General features: G+C 61.2%; 20 protein-coding genes. 1 reads left to right on the top strand and 19 read right to left on the bottom strand.

Annotated features, from left to right (window positions below):
* Nucleotides 1-6 precede the first annotated feature (6 nt).
* From I6L40_RS16055 to I6L40_RS16010, 10 genes are all read right to left on the bottom strand, one after another.
* The gene (locus tag I6L40_RS16055) at nucleotides 7-1,269 is read right to left on the bottom strand and encodes an efflux RND transporter periplasmic adaptor subunit (RefSeq protein WP_254204045.1); all 1,263 of its coding nucleotides are present in this window, start codon (nucleotides 1,267-1,269) and stop codon (nucleotides 7-9) included.
* A gap of 129 nt (nucleotides 1,270-1,398) precedes the next feature.
* A complete protein-coding gene (locus I6L40_RS16050; RefSeq protein ID WP_216994559.1) occupies nucleotides 1,399-2,139 on the bottom strand; it encodes an energy-coupling factor ABC transporter ATP-binding protein in 741 nt (246 codons plus the stop codon).
* Complete coding sequence (locus I6L40_RS16045; RefSeq protein ID WP_216994558.1) at nucleotides 2,126-2,944, bottom strand: energy-coupling factor ABC transporter ATP-binding protein; 819 nt, start codon at nucleotides 2,942-2,944, stop codon at nucleotides 2,126-2,128. The genes I6L40_RS16050 and I6L40_RS16045 overlap by 14 nt, the downstream gene beginning before the upstream one ends.
* On the bottom strand, nucleotides 2,941-3,642 hold the full coding sequence (locus tag I6L40_RS16040) for an energy-coupling factor transporter transmembrane component T (protein ID WP_216994557.1): 702 nt from the start codon (nucleotides 3,640-3,642) through the stop codon (nucleotides 2,941-2,943). The genes I6L40_RS16045 and I6L40_RS16040 overlap by 4 nt, the downstream gene beginning before the upstream one ends.
* Entirely contained in the window at nucleotides 3,642-4,220 is a 579-nt protein-coding gene (locus I6L40_RS16035; protein ID WP_139395977.1) for an ECF transporter S component, read from the bottom strand. Before I6L40_RS16035 ends, I6L40_RS16040 begins: the two co-directional genes overlap by 1 nt.
* Nucleotides 4,221-4,228: 8 nt before the next feature.
* A complete protein-coding gene (locus I6L40_RS16030) occupies nucleotides 4,229-4,660 on the bottom strand; it encodes a PPC domain-containing DNA-binding protein (RefSeq protein WP_182925784.1) in 432 nt (143 codons plus the stop codon).
* Nucleotides 4,661-4,794: 134 nt separating this feature from the next.
* Complete coding sequence (gene xthA / locus I6L40_RS16025) at nucleotides 4,795-5,601, bottom strand: exodeoxyribonuclease III (RefSeq protein WP_124251078.1); 807 nt, start codon at nucleotides 5,599-5,601, stop codon at nucleotides 4,795-4,797.
* A 115-nt stretch (nucleotides 5,602-5,716) separates the two neighbouring features.
* Nucleotides 5,717-6,679: an ion channel gene (locus I6L40_RS16020; protein ID WP_216994556.1), complete on the bottom strand. Its 963-nt coding sequence runs from the start codon at nucleotides 6,677-6,679 to the stop codon at nucleotides 5,717-5,719.
* 61 nt (nucleotides 6,680-6,740) lie between these two features.
* Nucleotides 6,741-8,387, bottom strand: a complete 1,647-nt coding sequence (locus I6L40_RS16015; protein ID WP_216994555.1) for a response regulator — start codon at nucleotides 8,385-8,387, stop codon at nucleotides 6,741-6,743.
* Nucleotides 8,388-8,543: 156 nt separating this feature from the next.
* Complete coding sequence (locus tag I6L40_RS16010) at nucleotides 8,544-9,590, bottom strand: FAD:protein FMN transferase (RefSeq protein WP_216994554.1); 1,047 nt, start codon at nucleotides 9,588-9,590, stop codon at nucleotides 8,544-8,546.
* 271 nt (nucleotides 9,591-9,861) lie between these two features.
* On the opposite strand from I6L40_RS16010, the gene azu reads away from it, so the two are divergent.
* Complete coding sequence (gene azu / locus I6L40_RS16005; protein WP_041208630.1) at nucleotides 9,862-10,302, top strand: azurin; 441 nt, start codon at nucleotides 9,862-9,864, stop codon at nucleotides 10,300-10,302.
* A gap of 84 nt (nucleotides 10,303-10,386) precedes the next feature.
* Here azu and I6L40_RS16000 read toward each other — a convergent pair whose 3' ends face one another.
* The 9 genes from I6L40_RS16000 to I6L40_RS15960 all read right to left on the bottom strand — a co-directional run bounded on the left by I6L40_RS16000 (nucleotide 10,387) and on the right by I6L40_RS15960 (nucleotide 18,603).
* Nucleotides 10,387-10,944 (bottom strand): HutD family protein, encoded by a 558-nt coding sequence (locus tag I6L40_RS16000; RefSeq protein ID WP_216994553.1) that lies wholly within the window; start codon nucleotides 10,942-10,944, stop codon nucleotides 10,387-10,389.
* A gap of 86 nt (nucleotides 10,945-11,030) precedes the next feature.
* Nucleotides 11,031-11,690 carry a YceH family protein gene (locus I6L40_RS15995; protein ID WP_041208627.1) on the bottom strand — a complete coding sequence of 220 codons (660 nt, stop codon included), beginning with the start codon at nucleotides 11,688-11,690 and terminating at the stop codon, nucleotides 11,031-11,033.
* A 240-nt stretch (nucleotides 11,691-11,930) separates the two neighbouring features.
* Nucleotides 11,931-12,146: a YdcH family protein gene (locus I6L40_RS15990; protein WP_041208625.1), complete on the bottom strand. Its 216-nt coding sequence runs from the start codon at nucleotides 12,144-12,146 to the stop codon at nucleotides 11,931-11,933.
* Nucleotides 12,147-12,418: 272 nt separating this feature from the next.
* Nucleotides 12,419-13,030 (bottom strand): hypothetical protein, encoded by a 612-nt coding sequence (locus I6L40_RS15985; RefSeq protein ID WP_071911053.1) that lies wholly within the window; start codon nucleotides 13,028-13,030, stop codon nucleotides 12,419-12,421.
* A gap of 11 nt (nucleotides 13,031-13,041) precedes the next feature.
* Nucleotides 13,042-14,388 (bottom strand): MATE family efflux transporter, encoded by a 1,347-nt coding sequence (locus I6L40_RS15980; protein ID WP_071911357.1) that lies wholly within the window; start codon nucleotides 14,386-14,388, stop codon nucleotides 13,042-13,044.
* 121 nt (nucleotides 14,389-14,509) lie between these two features.
* Nucleotides 14,510-16,333 carry a SulP family inorganic anion transporter gene (locus I6L40_RS15975; RefSeq protein WP_216994552.1) on the bottom strand — a complete coding sequence of 608 codons (1,824 nt, stop codon included), beginning with the start codon at nucleotides 16,331-16,333 and terminating at the stop codon, nucleotides 14,510-14,512.
* A gap of 71 nt (nucleotides 16,334-16,404) precedes the next feature.
* A complete protein-coding gene (locus tag I6L40_RS15970) occupies nucleotides 16,405-16,995 on the bottom strand; it encodes a nucleotidyltransferase family protein (RefSeq protein WP_071911059.1) in 591 nt (196 codons plus the stop codon).
* Complete coding sequence (locus I6L40_RS15965; protein WP_033114285.1) at nucleotides 16,982-17,242, bottom strand: GNAT family N-acetyltransferase; 261 nt, start codon at nucleotides 17,240-17,242, stop codon at nucleotides 16,982-16,984. The genes I6L40_RS15970 and I6L40_RS15965 overlap by 14 nt, the downstream gene beginning before the upstream one ends.
* 176 nt (nucleotides 17,243-17,418) lie before the next feature.
* Nucleotides 17,419-18,603 (bottom strand): iron-containing alcohol dehydrogenase, encoded by a 1,185-nt coding sequence (locus I6L40_RS15960; RefSeq protein ID WP_071911062.1) that lies wholly within the window; start codon nucleotides 18,601-18,603, stop codon nucleotides 17,419-17,421.
* Nucleotides 18,604-18,609: the final 6 nt, after the last annotated feature.

Here is an 18,609-nt window from a genome sequence, read left to right as displayed (position 1 = left end):
AACTCCTTACTTGGCCGCGGACTGTCGAACCAGCTTGGCACTGATGGCCTGCATCTCTTCGGCAGAGACCGGCTTGACCACGCTGCCGGGGCGGGCCTTCATCAGCCCCTCGACGATGTAGTGCTCGCCCGGCTCAAGACCACTGTCGATCAGCACGCCATCGGCAACTACTGCCCCCAGCTTGACCGGACGGGGAACGACCTTGTTGTCGGCATCCACCACCATCACCATGCGGTCAGCCTGGGACTGAACGATGGCGCGCGGCGGCACCACGATGGCGTTTTTGCGAGTACCCAGATCGATGGTCATGCGGACGAACTGGCCCGGCATCAGCACGCCATTTTTGTTGTCGAAGATGGCGCGGGCACGGATGGTGCCGGTCTGCGGATCGACCCGGTTGTCGGAGAAGTTGAGCTTGCCCGCCTCGGGATAGACGGAGCCGTCAGCCAGACGGATGTGGGTGCGCCAGTTGGTGGCATCCTTGGATTCAATCAACCCTTTTTTCACCGAGTTCTCGAAGTTGAGGCGATCCTGCTCCGAGTAGGAGAAGTTGACGTAGAGCGGGTTGTACTGGGTGATGGTAGTCAGCAGGCTGCTGTCACCGCTGGTGGAGATAAGGCTCCCCTCGGATTGGGAGCTCTTGCTCGCCATGCCGTCGATGGGGGCGGTCACCTCGGTGTAGCTGAGGTTGAGTTCGGCCTCTTTGACCTTGGCCTGAACGGCCTGCAGACTGGCGACGGCCGCCTCGTAGTTGGCGAGGGTATCGTCATAATCCTTGCGGCTCACCACCTGACGCTTGAACAGCGGGATGATGCGATCCCGATCGGCGCGCGCCTTGTTGAGACGGGCCTGCTCCTGGGCAAGGGAGCCCTTGGCCTGTTCGAGGGCCACCTTGTAGGGCTCGGGGTCGATGAGGAACAGCTGCTGACCGGCGGTGACCGGCTGGCCCTCGACATAGGTGCGCTTGAGCAGAATGCCGCTCACCCGCGAACGCACTTCAATTTCACGAAAACCGGCGGTCTCGCCCACCATCTCGGTGGTGAGCGGCACATCGGTCAGGGTCACTTCATTGACCACGACAGGGAAGGCCGGAACACTCTGGGCCGCCGGGGTGGATTCACCGCCACAACCGCTCAGTCCGCCGAGCAGTGCCAGAGTCAGCAGGGCGCGCTTGAGCGGGGCATCTGCACCTGCCCTGCCAATCTCTTTGCTGGCACCATAGCGGCGAGGGTGTCCGGTATTTTTCTCCATCTGGATCATTAACGTCATGATAAAAAACAGCTTCTCTTGGGGTGGAAGGGGGATGATAGGCGGGCAACCTTGAACCGAACCTTCTCAAGGGGACAATTTGTCCCCAAATGGCGAGGTTTCGTGCTGTTTTGATGGAAAAAGAGGGAGTTAGCTGCGCTGGTCGAGCGCGGCCAGCAGCATGGCACTACTGTGGTGGGGGCGGTAACCGTTGAGGGCAGCAAGTCGTTCGCTGGTGTGGCCGTGGCCAATCAGACGCCCTGCTTTCAGCTCGATCAGGGTGGTGAAGTTGCGTCTGACAAATTCGGCGTCGTGACTGATGGCCACTATGGTGGTGCCCTTCGCCCGCTCGCTGGCCAGCCAGCGTTCCAGAATGGCCAGCCAGCGGGGATCGAAATCCCGGCTCGGCTCGTCGAGCAGCAGCAAGGCGGGCTGCATGGCATGGAGGCAGGCTACCGCCGCCATGCGCCGCTGACCGGCATCGAGATCGAGCGGATGGGAGGCCGCCCACTTTGTCAGCTCACACTCTTCCAGCGCGGTGGCGACCCGCAGCCGGATCTCCTCGCGCGGCAGTTTCTGCAGGCGCAGGCCAAAGGCGATTTCATCCTCGACCCGACTGTGAAACAGCTGACGCTCAGACTCCTGAAACAGAAAGCCGATTTGACTGGCACGGGCCAGTGCCCGCTGCTTGCAGAGCGCCTGTTGTTGCCAGCTCACCGTGCCCGAGGTGGGGGCCAGCAGACCTGCCGCCAGTCGCAGCAGGGTTGACTTGCCTGCGCCGTTATCCCCGACGATGGCGACCTGTTCCCCACCGGCAATTTGCAATGTGATGTCGTGCAGGCAGGGATTGTCCGGTGCCCATGAGAAGCAGAGGTGGTCAAAGCTCAGCATAAAACTCCCGCAACATGGCCAAGGGGTAGGGGTGATGGCGCGGGTCGCGCACCTGTAGCGTCTCGCGCAGGGAGTCCGGCAGGATCACCCGCCCGGTCAGATGGGGCAGTACCTCGCCCAGCTCACCGCAGGCCAGCTGGCGGCCATGGTCGAGCAGCAGGAATCGCTCGCAGAAGTGAGCGGCCGGAAAAAGCCGCTGTTCCAGCAAGATGACGCTGCAGCCGTTTTCCTCGCTGTAGCGGCGGATCTGCCGCAGCATGGTCTGGGTTGCCGCTGGAGTCAGACGGCTGAAAGCCTGATCGAGGATCAACAGCTTGGGAGCCATCGCCAGGGCACAGGCCAGCACCACGCGCTGTGCCTCGCCTCCCGACAGGTCGAGGGGATGGCGGGCTGCCAGCGCCTCGCAGTGACAGAGCGCCATTGCATCGGATACCCGCCGGTTGACTTCATCGGGCAGCAACCCGAGATTGGCCGGACCAAACGCCACCTCATCGGCGACCGAAAAACAGCAGCCGGAAAATTGCAGATAAGGGGATTGCTGTACCCACTGACGCACAGCCGCATGGTGATTGAGCTGGCCGCTATCATGGGGCTGCCCGAGAATGACGCCCTCTCCCGCCAGCGTGTCGAGGTGCAGCTGGGACCAGCCCCCCGTCAGCAGCTGGGCCAGCAGGGATTTGCCTGCCCCGTTGCCACCCAGGATGGCCAGCCATTCGCCATCTTTCAGCTCGATATCGAGTGGGCCCAGTTGAAAGTGGTCAGGGTGGGCCGCATGGCCGATGGTCACCCCTTGCAGCGAGATCATGGCCACCACCTCCAGACAATCTCCAGCACTACCAGCAACAGCAACAGATAGCGCAGTAGCGGCTCATAACGTTGCTGCGGGATCTCCGTCATGCGGGTGCGAGCCGGCTGGCAGCGAAAGCCGCGCAGATCCAGCGCCATGCTGCGGGTGGCCAGCTCGCTCAATGCCTGCCCGACCAGCGGCGAGAGCAGCGGGAGCGTGGCCTTTAGCCGGGCCAGCGGATTGCCGTCAAAGGGTACGCCGCGGGCTAGCTGGGCCTCCCTGATAGCGCGCAGCTGGTGGCCAAGCTGCTCTTTGAGCAGCAGCGGGCCGCAGCAGAGGTAGGAGAGGGCGATGGGCAGCCGGCTGGCAAAGAGCGCATGAACAAACCGCTCGGTCGAGACCGCCCAGAGCCAGAGCTGGGCGCTGGCCAGACAGGCGAGCAGCCGGCACCAGAGGGGCAGAATGGGAAACGCTTCGCTGGCTGGAACCGCTGACATGCCGAGCAGGATCCGCAACCAGGGGCCGTGCACCAGATAGAGCCCCAGTCCCAGCGGCAGCATTACCGCCAGCACCAACTTGAGCCGGGCGCGGGCCCCCGGCAGCAGCACCAATGCGAGCAGCGGCAGCAGGCTCCACCCCCATAGCCAGGGGGGCGGCAGCACGCTGGCCGTGACCGAAAACCAGAGCCAGAGTGCGAGGGAGGTAAACGGGTGCATCAGCGCACGGCGGCCATCTGTGGGAAGTGGCGCAGGGTGCGCTGCGGCAGGCGGCGTACCAGCCCCCAGGCGATCAGCGCGGTCAGCAGCTTGTCCAGCAGGTTGGTACCCAGCACGGTGACGGCGACCGATTCCTGCAGATCGCTACCCATGGCGTGCAGATAAGCAACCACGAAATCAGCACCGCTGCCGGTGGCGCCACCAAACAGGTAGGAGCGGATGGGAATGGCCACCAGGGTGAGCGCCAGGGTGATCACCACGCTGCTCACTACCACCTTGGGCAGATTGTTGAACCAGCCGGCCCGCGCCAGCAGACCGGCACTGAGGCCAATCATCATGGCGACCGGGGCAAAGGCCGCGGCGATGGGGCCGGTGAGCAGGCCCCACAGCAGGTTGGTGAGCAGACCGGTGGCGACTGCCATCCAGGGGCCCGCCAGAATGGCGCAGAGCACAGTCCCGATGGAGTCGAGGAAGATGGGCAGCTTGAGCATGGAGACGGCCTGTCCCGCCACCATGTTGATGGCGATGCAGATGACCATAAAAGCCAGGTTGTAGCTGGAGAGTTTACTGACGGACATAGTGATCCTCACAAGGTTCTGGGGGTAATGAGCAGCTCTTCATAACCGGATTGGGGGCAGGGGGCACGGCCAAAACGGTACGCCTCCAGCTCTCCGACTACCAGCTCGAGGGTGGTGCGCACCCGGCAACCGGGCAGCACGTGGCCGCCGCGCATCAATCCCTGCTCGTCAGAGATGGAGAGATGCAGGTGTTCGCACTCCGGATCCAGGGTGCCGCCGAGGGCGATCACCTCGAAGGCCCCCTCCAGCAGGGTGCCATCGGGCTGGGCGGCATAGCGCAGGTTGGCGTGGGTCAGGCTGCCGACCGCCCCGGCGATCCAGGCCGCCTGCAGACCGTGTTGGACCATATGGGCGCGCAATCCGGCGATAAGATCCTCTCCCGGCAGCAGGCGCAGGGCCAGAAAACGGGCGGGGGAGAGAGGAAGGTGAGTTGGGGTCACTGCTGGCACTCCTTGCTGCAAAAAGAAGGTGCCCTGAGGCACCTTGTCTGGATAGGCTGTTTACGCCCTTTTATCGCAGGCAACCGCGAGCTGCTTCACAGATTGGCGATATCATTGCGGCATCCGGCGCCACATCAGGCGAAGCAGGCCCAGATGGGGGCGTGGTCGGAGGGTTTCTCGATGCCGCGCAGCTCGTAGTCGATGCCGGTCTCGGTCACCTTGTCCTTGAGAGCATCGGAGGCCATGATGAGGTCGATGCGCAGGCCACGGTTCTCGTCAAAGCCCTTGGAGCGGTAGTCAAACCAGGAGAAACGCTCGCACTCGGTGGGATTGGCGGCACGGAAGGTGTCGGTCAGGCCAAACCCTTTCAGCCGCTCCATCCACTCCCGCTCGATAGGCAGGAAGGAGCACTTGCCATCCCGCAGCCAGCGCTTGCGGTTCGCTTCGCCGATGCCGATGTCGAGATCGGTGGGGGAGATATTCATATCCCCGATCAGCACCAACTGATCGCCCGGGGTGTGGTGGGTCTCGAGGTAGTGCTGCAGATCCTCGTAGAACTTCTGCTTGGCCGGGAACTTGGTCTCGTGATCCTGGCTTTCACCCTGCGGGAAGTAGCCGTTCATCACCTTGATGAGGGAGCCGTCTTCACGCTCGAAGGTGGCCATGATCATCCGGCGCTGGGCCTCTTCGTCGTCGGTGGGGAAGCCTTTCTCCACCTTGACCGGCTTCTGCTTGCTCATGATGGCGACCCCGTAGTGGGCCTTCTGGCCGTGAAACTCTACGTGATAACCCATGGCCTCCACATCGGCCAGCGGGAAGGCTTCATCGTGCACCTTGATCTCCTGCAGGCCGATCACATCGGGCTGGTGCTTGTCGATGATGGCTTGCAGCTGGTGCAGACGGGCGCGCAGGCCGTTGATATTGAAAGAGATGATCTTCATGTCCGGGATGCTCATGTCATTTTTATAAGTCGCTATTGGACTAGGAATCGGCGGTGGATGCAAGTTCGGGGCGCGGGCCTGCGCCAGTGGCCGGCCCGCTTGGCAGGGAGAGACGTCAGCGGGTCATCTTCTTGACAAACACCACCACAAACAGCGCCAGCGTGAAGCTGCCGGTGAAGGCCTCGAAGGCGGCAAAGAGGCGTGAGAGGCCGATGGGGGTGAAGTCGCCGTAGCCCAGGGTGGTGAAGGTGACCACGCTGTAGTAGAGGCACTCCAGCAGAAAGATGGCGTTCTGCTCGAAGGGGGCGCCCGGGTGATAGGCGAGATGGTTGCCGTTGAAGCTCAGGCCAAAGAAGAAGTAGAAGATGCTGCAGATAAAGATGAGCAGCAGGGAGAAGAGCACCACCCGCATCGGGGCTTCACCGTAACCGCAGAAGAGATCGACTATCCATGAGGTGAAGCGCTGGCTCGACCAGAACGGCAGTTGCAGCCGGCGCATGGTGAGCTCCTGCTGGATATAGTTGCCGGACATGGTGAAGATCCCCTGCGCCTCCGAGGCTTTGCGCAGATCCCGGTAGGTCTCTTCGGCCTCCTTGAACCAGACCCGGGCCTGCTCGGGATCCCGCTCGCGACGCCCCTTGCGATCCTGCATCACCCGTTTGCCGGTCTGCATGTTGTCGAGCCGGGTATTGTGCCAGCGAATACCGAGCAGGTTGACGTCGTCTAGGATGGCGCAGTGCAGGTTGGCATCGCTGAGATCGGCCTTCATCAGGCTTCCCCCCTTCATGCGCAGGCCGTAGAGGTGACCACCCCGCAGGTTGGCGCGATAGAGGTTGCACTGCTCCAGCAAAAATCCCTGTTTGGACCCCTTGTTGACCAGATTTAGACCGGCCAGATTGGCGCGGGCCAGCTGCAAACCGTGGCAGAGGCCGCCAGCACGGACATACTGCTCAAGTGCCTCTGCGGTGTGGGGATCCTGTTTATTGGTATGCGGGTCGTGCCAGTGGCAGAGATCGTGCTCGCCAGCCTCCTCGTTGCAGTGGCGACCATCGGCCACCAGATAACGACATATCGTCATCCTTGTTTCCCCTCTGCTGCCAGTCTGGTTTCAGCATAGGCGCCCCGAGGGGAGTGCGGGGTCAGCTGAACTGGTTGAACTCCTGACGCAGCTTGCGAAAACGATCCTGTTGGGCAGGGTTGAGTGGGATGCCGTCGAGCATGTCCAGAGTGTCCTTGCACTCGGTACCAAACTCCGGGCTCTTGCGGTTTTTCTGCATCAGTTGCAGCAGCACCTGGATCTTGTTGAGGGCTGCACCGGTATTGGCTGGCGCCCGGCGCAGCGCCTCGCGAAAGTGACCGAGCGCCTGCTCCAGCTCGCCCGCCTGATAGGCCTTGATGCCCAGTTCGTTGAGCTGCTGATAGCGCTGACGGCGCTCGAGCACCGTCTTGTCATCCCGGGTCGCCTGAATGCAGGTAGTGAGCAGGTGATCCTCATCCTCGGCCAGCAGGCTCTGCAGGCTTTCGGCATATTCGAACTCACCGAGTTGATAAAGGGCGAGGATGGTTTCCCCGAGCAAAGTCGGGGGCATGGTGGCCGGTTCGTCGAGCCAGTTCTGGTTGGCGCGATAGAGCATCTTCTTGCCCTTGAGCAGCTCCCCCAGCGCAATCTGCACCCGCGCCTGACAGATCTGCTCGAACACCGGGTAGTTGAATTCCGACATCATCAGCGAATCGCGGATGCGCGACAGGGCCGAGTTGACCTGCTTTTGCAGGTTGGCGATGTGATAGCTGTCGTTGCTGTTGAGGGCGTAGAGGGTCAGGGTCTGGATATAGGCCCCCAGATAGTGGGGGGTGCGGTGAATCGAGTTGCGCGACAGATCGATGAGAGAGAGCAGTACATCCTTGGCCTGAGCGTAGTCGTGGCGCAGCAGGCATACCTCGGCCAGTCGGCGAGCCAGCTGGACTGACTGGGGCGAGATGTCGACGGCCCGCTTGAGCTCCTGCTGGGCGACCTCATCGTTGCCAAGAGCGAGCTGGGACTCTGCCAGCCAGCGGTAAGCCTCCACCATCAGGGGGGTATTCTTCAGGGTCGCCTGCAGGTGGCTGACCGCCTCTTCATGGAGCCCCAGAGTGTTGCACGCCTTGCCCAGTGTCAGGCGGGCCCAGCTGTTCTCCTGCCCGGCCAGCAGCTGGCGCATCAGGGAGCGCGCCTCCTGAGCCTGACCCAGCTTGAGATGGGTATCTGCCTGCAGGCAGCGGCAGTAGTTGGCATAGCGCGGAACCGTATCGGCCCGCTCGGCGCAGGCGGTAATCAGCGCGGGCAGGTCATCTTCCGCCATGGCGCTAAAAACGCTGGCGAGTGCCTGACGGCGGGCGAGGGCCCGTTTGATGCGAAACGAGAACTGCTCCTGAGAGAAAGGCTTCATCAGGTATTCGTCGGGCTCGGCTTCCAGCGCGCTCAGCACCATGGCGCGGGAGCTGTCGCCGCTCACCATGATCACCACGCTTTGGGGAGGAACCAGGTGCTGATCCCGCAGGCTCTCCAGCAGCTGGCGGCCATTCTCGCCGACCCCCAGATCGTAATCGATGATATAGATGTCAAAACTGCCTTTCTGGCAGCGGCGGCGCGCATCCTCGGCGCTGTTGGAGAAGGTGATGTTGCTGATGCCGATATTGATCAGCATCGCCTTCATCATGACCTGAAACGAGCGTTGCTCGTTGACCATCAGAATGCGCTGGGGCTTGGCTGGGCTTTTCTTTTCGGGCTCGGTATCCGGTATCTGCATCTGTCTGGTCGAGGCGCTACGGGCTGATAGGGAAAGTGTGCCACCAAAGCGGCTGAAGAGGCAATTGGCCAAGTTGTCGTTTGTATACCTTGCTCTGCTGTCGTTGCGGGAGAAACGTCGGGAAACAGAGAGGGCCCGGTTGTGGGCCCTCTCTTTTTATTTTTTCTTCTCTGCCAGATAGGGGGCAAATTGGGGCGTGTGGATGGCCTCGAATCCCTTGTCCGTTTTGACGATGAGATAGACCGCAAGTCTGTGCTCCTTGGCAAAAGCCATCGCCTCAGTGGGGCCCATCACCATCAGGGCGGTATCGAGGGCATCGGCCTCCAGCGCCGTGGGGGTGATGACACTCGCCGAGACCAGCTTGTGGGTGATGGGCTGGCCGGTAGCGGGGTCGATGATATGGGAGTAGCGCTGGCCATCGAGCTCGTAGTAGTTGCGATAGCTGCCGGCAGTGCTGAGTGCCATGCCGTTGGGGATGACGATGTCGGAGAAGGCACCCGGCTGATCGGAGGGCTCGACGATGGCGACTCGCCACGGCGAGCCCTTGCTGTTGTGGCCCTTGCTGCGCACAGCACCCGCCACCTCGATGAGGTAGTTGTTGACCCCCTTGCTCTCGAGCAGGGCGGCGATTTCATCCGAGGCGGCCCCTTCACCGAGGGTGGAGAGGTCGAGATAGAGGTCAGGGATAGACTTCTCAAGCAGGAAGTGATCCCCCTGTGGCGTCAGGGTCAGCTTGTCGATCCCCACCTTGTGGCGGGCGGCGGCGATGGCTGCCTCATCTGGCCGTTTGACGGGGCGCTTGTCCGGACCAAAGCCCCACAGATTGACCAGTGGCCCGACCGTGACATCAAGCTTGCCATTGGTCAGGTGACCTGCATCGATCCCCTGCCGGACGATTTTGGCCATGGCTGCGGGGATGACGAACGGCGTGTTGGCCGGCCCCTTATTGAAGCGGGAGATGAGCGAGTCGGGGTCATAGGTGGAGATCTCGCTGTTCATCCTGGCCAGCAGGTTCTCCACCTCGCTCTTGAGCGCGGGTTCGCCACCGGGGAAGGGATCGCTCAGGGTGACCACAAAATAGGTGCCCATAGTTTTGCCCTGAATGCGGGTTTGGGCCGGGGGCTCGGGTTGGCAGCCGGTGAGCGTCAGCAGCAGGGTCAGCAGCAGGCAGCGCAGGGCGGTAGCGGGGGTTATGGCCATCATCAGCAGGTCTCTTGTTGGCGAAGGGCTGGTCGGGGCGCTAGCTTAGCCAAGGGGCTGGCGACGGGCGAGCCCCACCCGGCGAAAATGGCGGAAAAAATTAAACAGACTTTGCTTATTCTGGTGAGCTGGCCCACAGCTTCGGGCTAAATTCATAGCCGATTGAATACAGGTGAGTAAAATAAAGGTCGATTTTGACAGCATCTTTGCGGCCATTCTTGAAGAAGTGTTGCGCAAACCTGTTGCCATTCATTGCCAATCAAAGGAGAAGATAATGAAAAAGGCGATTACCCTGCTGTTTCTGAGTACCCTGGCTGCCCCGGTACTGGCCGATGAGTGCGCATTGGTCATCGAGGGCAATGATGCCATGCAGTACAACCTCAAGGAGATGAGCGTACCTGCGACTTGCAAAGAGGTAACCGTCACCCTGAACCACACCGGTAAACTGCCGGTTACCGGCATGGGCCACAACTGGGTGCTGGCCACTACTGCCGACTATCAGGCCGTGGCGACCGCCGGGATGAGCGCTGGTGCCGAGAACAACTATTTGCCCAAGGATGATCCCCGCGTACTGGCTCACACCAAGCTGATTGGCGGTGGCGAGAGCACCAGCGTGACCTTCAAGACCGACGGTCTGGCCGGCAAGGATCTCACCTTCTTCTGCTCCTTCCCTGGCCACTTTGCCATGATGAAGGGCACCTTCAAGGTGAACTAAGGCTACGACCGGCATCGCGCCAGGCGCCTGAATAGAAAAAGCCGGGATAGCCCGGCTTTTTCATGCTCTTTTGCTGTCCCGCCGCTACTTCCCTTGCAGGGTAAAGAAGGCAATGGTGCTCTTCTTCTGGCAGTCGAAGTGAATGCTCTCCTCGCCATTTACCACCAGCGTCTCGTTGATAGCGACCACTTGCCCCTGCACCGTGAGCTGGCCGCTCAGCAGATGGCAGAGGTAGGTTTTCTCTGGCTCGAGGGTAAGCGTCAGGGGGAAGGGGAGGTTCAATACCCGCACGTTGGCGGTAATCTTGTCCGGGTGGTAGATAAGGCCGAGGTCGGTCACCTCTTTTTTCAGCAGTTCGCAGTGGGTCTCCTCGTCACCGCCAAAATGGGCCGCTTCAAAGGTGGCGTAGGGGTGGCCGTTCAGTACGAAGCCAGCACCGCTCACCGGCAGCAGAATGCGCTGATAACCCGGGAAAGTAGAGAAGCGGCCGGCCTCCTTGATGGGGGCGGAGCTGAGCCGGTAGTCAAAGTCGAGCTTGTCGAGGCTCGCTCCCTTGGGGGAGATGAGGATCTGGGCTGTGGTGCCCTGCTTGTTTTTCCAGGGCATCTTCTGGTGGTCAGACTCTTTGATCAGGGTGATCACGGGCACTTCCTCAGCATGAAAAAACAGAGGGAGCCTGGGGGTTGGCCCCGGCTCCCTGATAAATAGACAGTTGGCGTGGCAGGGTATCAGCCCTGACCATCCAGCGCCGCCAGCCTGGCTTCCATGGCGGCGAGACGGCTCTTGAGTTCGCTCACCTCCTGCTCCAGCTCGCTCAGGCGATCCGCCGCAGGAGAGGCGTAGGCTGCTGCCGGAGCGGCTTCCATCATCGCCTGAATATCCACTTCACCGCTAAAAAGGTGGGCGTAGCGGGATTCGCGCTTGCCCGGTTCACGGGGCAGTTTTACCACATAGGGGCCGCGTTCGATGAGCTGGGTCAGCACCGCATCCACTTCGGTTACATCATCAAAACTGCACAGTCGATTGGTGCGCGAGCGCAGTTCACCCGGGGTTTGCGGGCCACGCAGCAGCAGCTCGCAGATGATGCCGAGCTCCTGAGCGCTGAATTTGAGTTCGCCAAATTCGGTGTTGCAGAATCTGTGTTGATAGCGAGGCACCCGGGCGTTGAACCCGGCGGTATTGACCACCAGTCGCCGGCGGATCAGCTCGTCAACCACGGCGCGGATGTCGAGCTCGGCAAGCTCCAGTACCGGCTCGCGGTTGCTCTTCTGGTTGCAGGCATTGACCAGTGCATTGAGGGAGAGGGGATATTGATCCGGGGTGCAGATCTCTTTTTCAATCAGGCACCCGATGACACGGGCCTCCAGCGGGCCAAGTACTAACTCCATTTCCTACTCCCTAGCAAATCACGATATCAAGAGCCCCTATCTTAGCCATGACCTCTGCTCCGTCCAGTTTTGTCCGCCATTTTTGCGAGCGTGCAGAGGGGTTGGCGAAACCGTCGCCAGCAGGAGGAGCCATTTGATTGCTATTTCTTGGCATGGAGTGAGGTTGAGTGGGTAATGAAAAGCCCGGCTCTCTGGCCGGGCTGAAGGATAAGTTGCTTATCCTGATATTCGTCGAGGCATCTATTGTGGATGTTGCTTGAGGATCTCGTATATCTCCTCTTTCAGTTTAAGTTTCTGTTTTTTCAGATCCTTCACCTCGGAGCTGTAGTCACTGGCGTGATGCTTTTCCAGCTTCCTAATCTCCTCATCCAAGTCGTTGTGCAAGTCAAACTTCTTCTGGAAATGGACATCACTGCTCTTCAGTCTCGAGATGAGTTCTCTGTACTCTGGGAACATGTAATGGAGCCTCCTTGGTTTCGTTTGATTGTGCCTGTAAGACCAAGCTACCCCTTAGCGACGGTGATAAACGTGATCATGATCGAATTTAGGGGCAATGATTGGATATACTTGAAAGGCTATTTTTAAGGCATTGAATTGATTCGGAATAAATGAGTTTTCAATTCAAGGCATGGGCCAAAACGTGGCTCGGATCACATCACTGGCATGAGGTCGGCGAGCGGCAGATAGCAAAAAGGGGCCTTGTGGCCCCTTTTCAGTGATGAGGGGAATCACCCCTTATCCTTGTCAGTCTGATCTTTCTTCTTTTTCTTTTCCGGCAATGGCTTGCCGTCGCGATGGATCACCTTGCCCGCTTCGAAACCGATCTGGGCGGCCAGCTCTTCGAGATCAGGCGACTTGGCCTGATCGCCAACGGCGTAACGGTAGTTGGCCACCGAGAGGCGCTCGGCCACCGGGGTATTGGCAACAATCGGCTCACGCCAGCCCTGCCCGATGTGAGCTACCAGAGTGCCGTTCATCAGCAGCTCACCGACGATCTCCTGAGTCGGGTTGCCCTTGCCGTAGGTGAGCCCCTGCGGGTGCTTCTTGCCGACCAGCGGTTCGCTGCTGGCGGGGATCAGCTTGGTGCGGATCAGCCACTTGGGATTTTTGGTGTTGCCCACCGCCTTGCCGGTCTGGTACTCGTTGATCTTGATGGTCTTGATCATCTGGGCCATGAAATCCTTGGTCAGCGCCTTCTGGGCCTCGCTGCTCTCATCGATGACGATGGGGGCCACATACCAGGTCATGGTGGCTTGAGTCTTGGGGGCTGCGGGCGCGGTTTGCGCCATGGCCAGAGGGCTGAGCAGCAGGGCAGTCAGCAAGAGTCCGATTTTCTTCATTCTGATTCCGCTTATGTTTCAACTAGGATTTTGTTTTGCCAGCGACGACTGCGCCAGCGCCAGAACATGGCCAGACCGCGAACCCACTCGTCGCAGGCGAGCGCCAGCCAGATGCCTACCAGTCCATAGCCCTGCATGATACCAAGGAAATAGGAAAGGGGTACGGCAATTCCCCACATGGAGAGCAGTGCCATGTAGAGGGGGAAGCGGGCATCACCCGTCGCGCGCAGGGCGTTGATCACCACCAGATTGAAGGTGCGGCCTGGCTCGAGGATGAGGCTGATGAGAAAGAGCTGTGCCACCTGGGTGATGATGTCGGGGTCATCGGTAAAGAGGCTGATGATGGTGCGGCCATTAAGCGCCGCCGCCACGGCGATGACGCAGGTGACCGCGAGCCCGAGCTTGAGGCTCTTGAGCAGCTGTTGATAGGCACGGTCAAACTGTCTGGCGCCCGCCAGATGGCCGATGATGATCTCGTTACCAAGACCGATGGAGAGGCCAAACAGCAGGATGAACAGGCAGATCTGGAAGAAGTAGGACTGGGTTGCCAGCGCCTTGTCCCCCAGCAGGCCGACAAAAGCGGTCACCACCATGAACTGCAGCATCCAGGAGAGGTTCTCGCCGGCGGCAGGCAGGCCGATATGGAGCACCTTGCCCAGCATCTCCCGGCTGGGGTGAACGATGTCGCGGATCTTGAGGTGAATGCCGGTTTTGCGGGCCACCAGCCAGACCAGCATCACCACGCCAACCAGACGGCCAGCCACGGTGCTGATGGCAACACCCGCCACGCCCATCTGGGGCAGGCCGAACCAGCCGTAGAGCAGCAGCAGGTTGCCGACAAAGGTGATGAGGTTGACGATGAGAGTCACATACATCGCCTGACGGGTATGGCCGTGGGCGCGCAGCGTCGCCGCCAGACAGAGCGCCGCCGCTTCCGGCAGCAGGCAGAGGCCGATGATCTGCAGGTAGAGGGTGCCATCGCTCATCAGGTTGGCTGGCAGGTTCATCAGCGCCAGCATGGTACTGGCACCGGCCATCACGCCGATAGCCGCCACCAGACCGATCAACAGGTTGAAGCCGATGGCGGTGTGGATCACCACCCGGCTGCGCTCCCTGTCACCTGCCCCCAGATACTGGGTGATCACCACGCTGGTACCGATGCTGACGAAGCTGAACAGGGTGATGGCCAGATCGAACACCTGATTGCCGACCGCCAGTGCCGCGACCCCCTGATAGGAGACATGTCCCACCATGAAGGTGTTGAGAGCGCCGGTCAGAAAGTGGAGGGCGAGATCGATAAAGAGCGGCCAGGTCAGCGCAAAGAGCGTGCCCGGGCCTGCGTGGGATTGAGTTTGCATGACATGTCCAACAGCTGGGACGGCACGATCTGGTGCCATCTGGTCGGGCATTTAACACCAAGCGCGGAGCAGGTGCAATCCTTGGCCGGAGACTCTCCGGCCAGAGGAGCTGGTCGGCAGATCAGGCCGGCGTGGTGCCCGCCTCCTGCTCGCAGGGGAGGGTAAGACGTGCCGAGTCGGGCAGGGCATAATCCTGTGGCCAGCGGGAGAGGATGGCATCCGTGGTGCTTTCGACCACATCGTCATCCCTGAACACCGGCTCGCGGTAGCAGCGGGTCATGCGCAGCGCCTGATACATGTCGGGACAGAGAATGATCCCCTCATCGCCCACCCGCACTCCCGCCTGCTTGAGCCAGTGGGTCATCTGGCCGTGGCGCCCCGCCATCACCATATGGATGCCGCGCCGTTTCAGATCCTTGTGCAGCTCTCCCACCATGCTCATCACGCTGATGTCCTGATGGGTAAAGCAGGCGACGGCATCGATTACCAGACACTTGGGATTGTGGGGATCCTGCACCAGCAGGGCCATGACTCGCCGCTTGAAGTAGGGGGCGTTGAAGTAGGTGAGCGGCGAGTTGAAGCGATAGACCAGAATGCCCGGGATCGCCTTGGCCTGCTCGTTATCCCCCAGGGTGCGCACCACCCCTTCGTCATCCATGCCGAGCAGCTGGTCGGTGGGACGCATCACATTGCGCAGGAACTGGAACAGCCCCAGCAACACGGCAAGAGTGATCCCCGGGATCACCCCCATGGTGAGCACGCTGATAAAGGTGACCAGTGCCAACCAGAAGGCGGCGCGGTCGGAGTGGCGCAGCGCCCAGAGGCCGCGAAAGTCGGTGAGCGACAGGGATGCCATCACCAGCACCACCCCGAGGGCTGCGGTCGGGATGTATTGCAGCGGCGCAGTCAGGTAGAAGGTGATGAGAGCGATCACCCCGGCGGCGATGATGGAGACCAGCTGGCTCTTGCCGCCGTTGGCGTCGTTGACCGCGGTGCGCGAATCCGCGCCACTGATGGCAAAGCCCTGGGAGATGGCCGAGGCGAGGTTGGCCATGCCGAGCGCCCGGAACTCCTTGTCCGCATCGATTTCATAGCCGTTCTTGGCGGCAAAGCTGCGGGCAGTCAGCATCATGGAGACGAAGCTCACCATGGCGAGGTTGAGAGCCGGCAGCACCAGCTCCCGCATCAGTCCCGGGGGAAATTCCGGCATCTGGAAGGCGGGCAGGCCGGAGCCCACCTTGCCGAGGGTAGCTATATGGTACTGACCGAGGTTGAGTGCCCACACCAGTGCGGCGGTGATCACCATGGCCACCATGGAGGAGGGCCAGGCTGGCCGGAAGCGTTTGGCCAGCAGCAGGGTAGCCAGTGCCACCAGACTCATGGCCAGGGTCGGAAGATGGGTCTGGGTGATGTAGGTGGTGCCGTTGACGATCCGCTCGATGAGATAGCGCTCGCTGAAGGTGAAGCCGAAGATCTTGGAGAGCTGGCCCACCATGATGGTGATGGCCACGCCGTTGAGCAGCCCCATCAGGATCGGGCGGGAGAGAAAGTCGGCCAGCACCCCCAGCTTGAAGCGGCTGGCAATCAGACACCAGAAACCGGTCATGGCGGTCATGGTCATTACCAGTTGCCAGTGGCGGGTCGGGTCACCTGCCGCCAGCGGCGTCACCACGGCAGCGATGACCGCGCAGGTGGCGGCATCTGGGCCGACGATCAGCTGGCGGGAGGTACCGAACAGGGCATAGACCAGCATGGGCAGAATGCAGGAGTAGAGGCCGACAATGGCGCCGACCCCGGCGAGCTCGGCATAGGCAATGGCCACGGGCAGGGCCACCGCAGCGACCGAGAGTCCAGCGCGAAGGTCAGGCATCAACCAGGCGCGCTGGTATTGCAACAGGGCAGCGAGGCCCGGTAGCCAGCGTTCGAGAGAGAAGAAGTCGCGCATTATTTAACCCATTGAGTTACAACCAGCTTTTCCCCTAGTGTGCCCAAGGTTATCGAAAGATTGCAATCAGGTTATGGCCAGTTTACCTGAAGGTCAGGCCAGAGGGTCTGCCACTGCTTCTCCTTGATGCGCTGGGTGAAGATCTGTTTGTCCTGGCGGCATCTGGGGTTGGCACTCACTTGCAACGACCAGTTGATGGCAAAGCCATAGGGGGCAAGCCACTCGAACTCGCCATCTTGGGTCAGGCGCACGCCGATGCAGGTGGGCACCTCGACCCAGTGGCTGAGCGCTTCCAGGCTGCTGGCAAACGGCGCCACCAGCTGGCGAGTGTGCATGCGGGCCTGATTGCGCACTTCCCACTGTTGGCCGGGCAGCCGTTTGGCGAGCCAGGCTTCGTGCTCTGCTTCGGCCAGCCCTTGCGGGTCGCTGCTATCGAGGTAGATAAGGTCGATATCGTTGAGCGGGGTTGACTCGGTTTTGTGGTGGAGATGATCCCAGATGAGGTTGCGGATAAAGCCGGCCCCCAGCGCCCAGTCGGGCAGATTGAGCTCGGCGGCGGCCTGCAGGCAGGCCATCCGCTGCGGATCGGCCCGCAGCAGCGCTTCGGTTTTGGCTTGGAAGGCGTGTTCTTGCTTGGGATCTAATGGCTCAACTATTGGCATTTCGGCGTAACCAGACGTCAATGTAACTGCAGCTGGGCACTATAGTGAGCCCCTCTGCCTGAGTCCAGTTGAAGAGGGCGCGGGCCAGCTGATCGGCAATCCCCTGCACCCGCAGCTCGGGGGGGACAAAGGTGCTGTAGGCATCGATGGTCTTGGCATCGAGGCGCCGGTAGCGCAATCTCGACTCCTTCCCCTCCACCATACAGATGAATTGCTGCTGGTTGGCCTGATGAATGATGTCGCTCATGGTGGGCACCTCTGGCATGAAGATGGCTGTCTGCACAATAACTGTTAGCCAAGGTATAGAACAGATAACGGCAGCATGGGGTCAATATCCTCCCCTGATGTGCCCTCTCTGCGTCATATCGGGATCCTGCTCAAAAGATACCCGGCGCTCTGCCGGGTATCTTTTGTCTGCGTGGTTCAGGCCCAGGCCCGCTCCAGCAGAGTGAGCAACTGCTCACGGTCGGCATCCTTGCGATTGAACAGCATGGCGCCGTCGTTGACGGCCAGATCCCGTATCTCCCCGAGTAGTGAACGATCGCTCACCCCCGCCTCGCTCATGGTGCGCGGCAGCTTGACCGCCTGCCACAGGGTATCGCGCAGGGTACGGATGGCGGTGATGGTCGCCTCGGCCCGCTGGTGGGCCGGGGTGGCGGCAAAGCGCTCGGCTCCCACCAGCGGCAATAGCAGGCGGGCCAGCTCGCCATCCACCTCGGGGCGGTTGTAATCGAGCACGGTAGGCAGGAAGAGGTTCATGCACAGGCCGTGGGGCAGATGGCAGCGTGCCCCCAGACTGTGGCCGAGGGCATGCACCAGCCCCACCATGGAGTTGGAGAAGGCCATGCCCGCCAGTGTGGAACCTTCAGCCAATTGCAGCCGCAACTGCTTGTTTTGCGGATCCTTGAGGATGAGAGGCAGGGCATTGGCGATCTTCTCTACCGCCATCAGGGCCAGCGCATCGCTCACCGGATTTTTGGCGGTGCCGATAAAGGCCTCGATGGCGTGGGTCATGGCATCCATGGCGGTAGCGGCGGTGATGTTGAGGGGCAGTCCCTGAGTCAGACGGGGGTCTAGCACCGCCAGCTGCGGCAGCAGGAAGGGGGAGGTGAAGGGCACCTTGCGCCCGCTCGCCTCATCCTTGATCACCGCTACCAGCGTTACCTCGGAACCTGTGCCCGCCGTGGTGGGCACTACCGCCAGTGGCTTGAGGGGGCGGGTGAGGCAGCCCGCGCCCGAGTAGTCGAGCAGGTGTTCACCGCCCATGGATGCCAGGATATTGACCGCCTTGGCGGTATCGATGACCGAGCCGCCTCCCAGTGCCACCAGACTGTCACAGTCGAGCTCGGCGTAGTGCTTGGCGATCCGCTCCACCACCGCAGTGGAGGAGTCGGCCGGGATCTCGTCCCAGATGGTGGCGACCGGCAGCTCCCCTTCGGCCAGTACATTGGCCAGCAGGGTGGCAAGACCGGTGGCATTGACCCCCTTGTCGGTCAGCAGCAGGGGGCGGCGAGCACCAAGGCTTGCCAGCTCGCTGGCCAGCTGCTCCAGCGCCTGTTCACCGGCCAGCAGTTTGACCGGACAGAAAAAATCGTAATAGCGGCTCATATCAAG

The organism is Aeromonas sp. FDAARGOS 1410, assembly GCF_019048745.1.
Taxonomy (GTDB): Bacteria; Pseudomonadota; Gammaproteobacteria; order Enterobacterales; family Aeromonadaceae; genus Aeromonas; species Aeromonas jandaei.
Note: the sequence above shows the minus strand (reverse complement) of the source record. Positions and strands in the feature narration are given on the sequence as shown.

Coding starts and splice junctions, on each gene's coding strand:
- I6L40_RS16055 (WP_254204045.1), bottom strand. CDS start 1,269: ATGACGTTAATGATCCAGATGGAGAAAAATACCGGACACCCTCGCCGC.
- I6L40_RS16050 (WP_216994559.1), bottom strand. CDS start 2,139: ATGCTGAGCTTTGACCACCTCTGCTTCTCATGGGCACCGGACAATCCC.
- I6L40_RS16045 (WP_216994558.1), bottom strand. CDS start 2,944: ATGATCTCGCTGCAAGGGGTGACCATCGGCCATGCGGCCCACCCTGAC.
- I6L40_RS16040 (WP_216994557.1), bottom strand. CDS start 3,642: ATGCACCCGTTTACCTCCCTCGCACTCTGGCTCTGGTTTTCGGTCACG.
- I6L40_RS16035 (WP_139395977.1), bottom strand. CDS start 4,220: ATGTCCGTCAGTAAACTCTCCAGCTACAACCTGGCTTTTATGGTCATC.
- xthA (WP_124251078.1), bottom strand. CDS start 5,601: ATGAAGATCATCTCTTTCAATATCAACGGCCTGCGCGCCCGTCTGCAC.
- I6L40_RS16020 (WP_216994556.1), bottom strand. CDS start 6,679: ATGACGATATGTCGTTATCTGGTGGCCGATGGTCGCCACTGCAACGAG.
- I6L40_RS16015 (WP_216994555.1), bottom strand. CDS start 8,387: ATGCAGATACCGGATACCGAGCCCGAAAAGAAAAGCCCAGCCAAGCCC.
- I6L40_RS16010 (WP_216994554.1), bottom strand. CDS start 9,590: ATGATGGCCATAACCCCCGCTACCGCCCTGCGCTGCCTGCTGCTGACC.
- azu (WP_041208630.1), top strand. CDS start 9,862: ATGAAAAAGGCGATTACCCTGCTGTTTCTGAGTACCCTGGCTGCCCCG.
- I6L40_RS15995 (WP_041208627.1), bottom strand. CDS start 11,690: ATGGAGTTAGTACTTGGCCCGCTGGAGGCCCGTGTCATCGGGTGCCTG.
- I6L40_RS15990 (WP_041208625.1), bottom strand. CDS start 12,146: ATGTTCCCAGAGTACAGAGAACTCATCTCGAGACTGAAGAGCAGTGAT.
- I6L40_RS15985 (WP_071911053.1), bottom strand. CDS start 13,030: ATGAAGAAAATCGGACTCTTGCTGACTGCCCTGCTGCTCAGCCCTCTG.
- I6L40_RS15980 (WP_071911357.1), bottom strand. CDS start 14,388: ATGCAAACTCAATCCCACGCAGGCCCGGGCACGCTCTTTGCGCTGACC.
- I6L40_RS15975 (WP_216994552.1), bottom strand. CDS start 16,333: ATGCGCGACTTCTTCTCTCTCGAACGCTGGCTACCGGGCCTCGCTGCC.
- I6L40_RS15970 (WP_071911059.1), bottom strand. CDS start 16,995: ATGCCAATAGTTGAGCCATTAGATCCCAAGCAAGAACACGCCTTCCAA.
- I6L40_RS15965 (WP_033114285.1), bottom strand. CDS start 17,242: ATGAGCGACATCATTCATCAGGCCAACCAGCAGCAATTCATCTGTATG.
- I6L40_RS15960 (WP_071911062.1), bottom strand. CDS start 18,603: ATGAGCCGCTATTACGATTTTTTCTGTCCGGTCAAACTGCTGGCCGGT.